The sequence below is a fragment of the Oleiphilus sp. HI0061 genome, from assembly GCF_001635675.1.
In genome coordinates this window covers 1-2237 of record NZ_LWFE01001722.1, presented here as the reverse complement: position 1 = coordinate 2237, position 2237 = coordinate 1, and the positions used below count along the sequence as shown (strand labels likewise).

At 46.4% G+C, this 2237-nt stretch carries 2 protein-coding genes; one reads left to right on the top strand and one right to left on the bottom strand.

All coding sequences use genetic code 11. The annotated features are described in order from the left end of the window. On the bottom strand, positions 1–824 hold an 824-nt coding region (locus tag A3735_RS26485), incomplete at its 3' end, for an AraC family transcriptional regulator (protein WP_068638959.1). Positions 825–1018: 194 nt separating this feature from the next. Between A3735_RS26485 and A3735_RS26480 the strand changes: the two genes are divergently transcribed. Next, positions 1019–2237, top strand: a 1219-nt coding sequence (locus tag A3735_RS26480; protein WP_068638957.1) for an FAD-binding oxidoreductase, incomplete at its 3' end; no start/stop codon positions are given.

Below are 2237 nucleotides of genomic sequence, written 5' to 3'. Positions count from 1 at the left end.
ACGAGTTTTCTCTGCAGTGTTCGTTCGGTCATGTTTAGTTCATTCGCAATGAGTTCTTTTCTTGCGCTGCCTAGATTCAATTGGTGTCGAATGAGTGCTTTGACTTTATCAGCAAAGTTCTCACTAGCCAGGCTAAGGTGAGTCATTTGCTCACTAGCATGAGATTCAAGAGTTTTGAGTAGCAGGTTATCGGGTTGGCGAAGTGAAATAGACAGTAGGTCTTTATTTAGCACAATACCGTTGTGCTGAGCCTCAAACTCAACGGGTGCATTGAAGAAGCGGGTATATTCTTCTTGGAGCTTTGCAGAAGGAGCGGGGCGCCCGATTAGTATCTTTTCAGCAGAGGCATTTTGGTTTGCTAACCAGCGTGCAAAGTTTGTCCACGAAGCCAACACGTTATCGATCATATGAGGCCTGACAATCGGGTCGTCGTAAATACAGTGCCAGCACTGCAAGATGCTGTTCCCTAAATCTTTAAAGCTGGTTGTTCCCATATCCCCGACAAGTCTTTCATAGGGCTGTATTTTATCCATGGCTTCACCGATGGTGGCGCAACTCATAGTGATATAGCCAAGCACACTATAGGAGCCTGGCTGAACAAATTGGCTGGTATGAAGCCCGAGCAAGGGGTCATTAGCGCGTTCGATAAGATGTTTAATAAGAGATTGGAACTGGGTTCCAATAATACGCCCATTTGCACTGGCCAGAACATTCGGGTCGATCCCTGAGTCGAGAATGACTTGATGAGTATCGATTTGTTTGCTCTGAGCATATTGTAAATATTGCTGTACGGCAGGAATGGAAGCAAAGCCCAGGTGTTTCATAATTTACTCTTCTCGCAGGAAGTTTGAGAGCACAAAAAGTGTCACTGACTGAATTTGATGATCATAATGTCTGAAATTGTCAGTGAAATTATAGTTTATTCCGTTATTATTTCGAGCTATGTCTTTCTAGAGTGTTGTCCGCTGTTAAGATGCTGGGCACTTTAAACTAAATTTGAATATATATAGGTGAACGCATGCGTCGTTGGAATGGTTGGGGAGATGAAGCAAACAAAATGGATTTGCCACCTACGGGTGAGCAATTTCTTAGTGATCTAGTGGGTGCTTCCAGCCCTTTAGCGGATGCACAGCTGAGTGAAGTTTTGGCTCAAGTTCCAGAAAGTCGTTTACCTGAGCATATATTGATTGATAAAGACCCGGAACAGCGTCTTCGTCATTCTCGCGGTCAAAGTCTGCCTGACTGGCTTGCCATGAGAAGTGGCCGCTTTGAATTCTTCCCCGACGGCGTTGCTTTTCCAGAAACTAAAGATCAGGTCGCTGAGTTGGTCGAGTTTTGTTATGAACATGACATTATCCTGATTCCCTATGGTGGTGGAACCAGCGTCGCGGGGCATATTAACCCTTTTGAATCTGATGAACCGATACTAACTTTATCGCTAGGTCGAATGACTCGCTTGATAGATTTGGATGAGGAGAGTCAGATTGCTACCTTTGGTGCCGGTACACCTGGGCCTTTAGTTGAATCTCAGCTTCGTTCTAGAGGCTATACCTTGGGGCACTTTCCCCAGAGCTTTGAGCTGTCGACCATTGGTGGTTGGGTAGCGAGCCGTTCTAGTGGACAGCAGTCTCTGCGTTATGGACGCATCGAACAAATGTTTGCTGGTGGTAGTGTCGAAACACCTAAGGGGCGTATGGATATTCAAACCATTCCTGCCTCGGCAGGCGGCCCGGATGTAAGAGAGATCTTTATGGGCTCGGAAGGGAGGATGGGCGTAATCTCTGAAGTTAAGGTACGAGTGACACCTTTAGCAGAGCAAGAAGACTTTTACGTTATTTTCTTCCCTTCGTGGACGCAAGCAAAGGAAGCAGCTCGTTATATGGTTCAGAGTAAGGTTCAACTATCGATGCTGCGCTTAAGTAATGCCGTTGAAACCACGACCCAACTTGCTTTGGCTGGTCACCCTGGCCAGATATCAATGCTTGAAAAGTATCTGAGCTTTAAAGGTGCTGCTGAAGGCAAGTGCATGATGACCTTGGGTATAACGGGGCTGCCTGAGCAGTGCCGCCCTGCCCACAAACTAATGAAGAGCATGATTCGTCGTTATCATGGCGTGTACACCGGTAACTTTTTGGGTAAGAAGTGGGCTGATAAACGCTTTAAGATGCCTTACCTACGCGAAGCTCTTTGGGAAAAGGGCTATGTGGTTGATACCCTTGAAACGGCAACCGACTGGG